This is a genomic window from Allobosea sp. P1_A7, from assembly GCF_056406775.1.
On sequence record NZ_JBFTZN010000448.1, the window covers coordinates 1 to 2988 of the forward strand.

3 protein-coding genes and 1 pseudogene are annotated in these 2988 nt (G+C 61.7%); all 4 read left to right on the top strand.

Annotated elements, in window-relative coordinates; all coding sequences use genetic code 11:
- Positions 1–201 (top strand): annotated as a pseudogene (locus AC1D34_RS35995) (polyphosphate kinase 2); the annotation flags it as partial.
- Between the two features lie 35 nt (positions 202–236).
- Positions 237–1295 (top strand): sensor histidine kinase, encoded by a 1059-nt coding sequence (locus tag AC1D34_RS36000; RefSeq protein WP_476826841.1) that lies wholly within the window; start codon positions 237–239, stop codon positions 1293–1295.
- 9 nt (positions 1296–1304) lie between these two features.
- Complete coding sequence (locus AC1D34_RS36005; protein WP_476826842.1) at positions 1305–1916, top strand: response regulator transcription factor; 612 nt, start codon at positions 1305–1307, stop codon at positions 1914–1916.
- A gap of 167 nt (positions 1917–2083) precedes the next feature.
- On the top strand, positions 2084–2764 hold the full coding sequence (locus AC1D34_RS36010; RefSeq protein WP_441509104.1) for a hypothetical protein: 681 nt from the start codon (positions 2084–2086) through the stop codon (positions 2762–2764).
- Positions 2765–2988 lie beyond the last annotated feature (224 nt).

The following is a 2988-nucleotide window of genomic DNA, read 5'->3' on the forward strand; positions in this document are numbered from 1 at the left end:
AGTGATACGAGCTGGGCGCCCTGGTTTGCCGTCCATTCCGACGACAAGCGCCGCGCCCGGCTGAACATCATCTCTCATATCCTGTCCTCGATCCCCTACGAGGCGCCGCCGCGCGAGAAGATCAAGCTGCCGAAGCGCCAGAAACTGGACGACCACCAGGAAACGAGTTTCGCGAGGCACTGGGTCGCGGAAACCTGCTGAAACGCAACGGGTGAGGCAGCGACAGGGAGGCTACATTGCAGCGCTCCGAGGCGGCACTGGGCGTTCGACTTCCCGCGGGGGCGCAGGCCGCCACGGTGACGCTGCGTGCTGTCCGGCACCGATACCTGATCCTGTGCGGGGTCTTCGTCCTGGCCGTGATTTCCGGCCTCCTCCTCAATCTCGTCCTCGGCTCCGGACCCGGCGAGGTCTCGCAGGCGCTCCGCTACTCGGACATGGTCGCGCGTCAGCCCACGGCCTGGGAGCAATATGGCTGGCCGATCGCAGGGTTCTCGATCGCGCTGTTCCTGCAGGCAGTCCTGATCGTCCTGCTGCTCGTCGAACGCCAGCGACGCGCTGCTGCAGAGCGGGAGGCAAGTCAGTTCCTGTCCGAAGCCATGACGGTCGAGCGGCGGATTTCGCTCGGAGAAATGTCTGCGTTCATCGCGCATGAACTCAAGCAACCGCTCAGCGCAATCCTCATCAATACCGAAGCGGCCGAGATCATCCTCAGGAACGCAGCCCCCAGCATCGCGGACCTTCAGGACATCGTCGCGGATATCAAGCGGGACGAGATGCGCGCGGTCGAGATCATCGACCGCGTGCGGAACATGATCCGACCGACACSGTCGCCCACCCGGACGATCGATCTGAACCGCTGYGTCCGCGATACGTTCCGGCTCGTTTCCAGCCGTGCAGCCGCCAACGATATCGTCCTGAAAGCAGAGCTGGACGAGAGACTTCCGGAGATYCCKGCCGATGCCATCCAGMTTCAGCAGGTGATCCTCAACATCACCATCAACGCACTCGATGCCATCATCGGCARTGGCRGCKCTCGACGGGAAATCGTCGCAAGGAGCGTGGYCCGKGGACGAAACATCGTYGAACTATCCATCATCAACGACGGACCGTCGGTCCCGCCCCATGCATTGGGGAAGCTYTTCGATGAGTATTACACCACGAAGGCCGATGGCATGGGCCTCGGACTGGCGATCAGCAGGAAGATCATTCTCGCGCATCGCGGGCGGATCTGGGTGGCCAACCGCGATGATGGCGGGGTCGCCTTCCATATCCATCTCCCCGCCATGAAGACATGAAGGGCCTCCATGCCAGCCAATATCTATCTGGTCGATGATGACACGTCCTTCAGAACCGCAATGGTTCGTTTGCTCGAAGCCTCAGGCTTCCAGGCGAAATCATACGGGACCGGAGCCGAGCTCCTGGACCAGCTTCCCGACGAAGGAACTGACGGCTGCATTCTGCTCGACGTCGATATTCCCGGCGTTAGCGGGCCCGACCTTCAGCTCCGCCTGAATGCGGCTGGATCGAGATTGCCCGTGATCTTCCTCACTGGCCATGGCGACATTCCAACCAGCGTCCGCACGATCAAGGCCGGCGCAGAGGATTTCCTGACGAAGCCGGTCACCAAGGACGTGCTGTTCGATGCGATAAACCGGGCGCTGGCCCGGTGTCGTCGCACCAGGCACGACGAGGGTGGCGCCGTCTTGCGCGCGCTCCGGCTCGGCAGCCTCACCCCGCGGGAACGCGAGGTCTTCGCTCTTGTGGCGCGAGGCCGGATGAACAAGCAGATCGCCTACGAACTCGGAACCACCATTCGCACCGTCAAGGCTCACCGGCACAATGTGATGGAAAAGATGGCCGCACGCTCGATAGCCGAGCTTGTCCTCTCCGCGGAGCAACTGGGCCTTATCTCGTAGCAATGACTTGCGATCAGTCGGGCAGAGCCAGCCAGCCTTGCATCATGTCCGTGCAGTTCGATTGCCACCGCAACAAACCAATGGGAACCTGGCGCCTGACAAAACGGCGTGTTTCCCGGAGATTCGTCAGCGTTCTGGAGCCGTTTTGAAAGAAGGGTTGGACCACGATGACAACCGACCCCCTAGCGAGTGGCTACAACCCGCATCCGGCAAAGGGCCTGAAGACCCCGAGGGCTGCCGCCGCCGCCGGGATCCTTTTTTCGGTGCTGCTGCTGACCTCGCTTTTTCTGATCCTCGACACCGTGCGGCTGGACCCGCGAGACCCTGGCGACTGGCTGGGTCCGCAATCCTGGAAAGTGTCGCTCGCGCTCAACCTGATCCCGTTCGCGGGCATCGCGTTCCTGTGGTTCGTCGGTGTCCTCCGCGACCGGATGGGGGCGGCCGAAGACAAGTTGTTTGCGACGGTCTTTCTCGGAAGCGGTCTTCTGTTCATCGGCCTGCTCTTCGTCTCCGCTTCTTCGGTCGGAGCCATCCTCATCGCCTATTCCGCGCTTCCCAGGGACCTGCCGGGATCGATGACCTTCATGCTTGCGCGGTCGCTCGCCTATCACCTGACCAGCATCTACGCCCTGAAAATGGCGGGCGTTTTCCTGATGACGGCCTCGACGATCGTCCTGCGCACCGGAATTGCCGCACGCGCAACGGCGATCACAGGGTATATCGCCGCCGCCATCATCCTGATCGGCAGCCAATTCCTGGATTGGACCGTGATCATCTTCCCGGTCTGGGTCTTCATCGTCAGCGTCGACATCCTCATTCGGGAGGCCCGCTCGCGGCCGGCCGGTTAGATCATCGAACCGGAAACCGTATCTGGTCTGATGATCTAACCCTTTGTGTTTGCATCGGCTTTCCCAAAAACCGGAATCCACTTTTCGGGCCGATGCCCTAGCAGGCTGTTGAAGAAGTCGTCCTAGGGCGGGCGATGAAGGTGGAATCGTCACCGTTGTGGACGCGGATTTCGCCCTTGAGGGAGCCGTCCGTTTGAAGTTTGGCCCATCCGTCGCCCGAGACC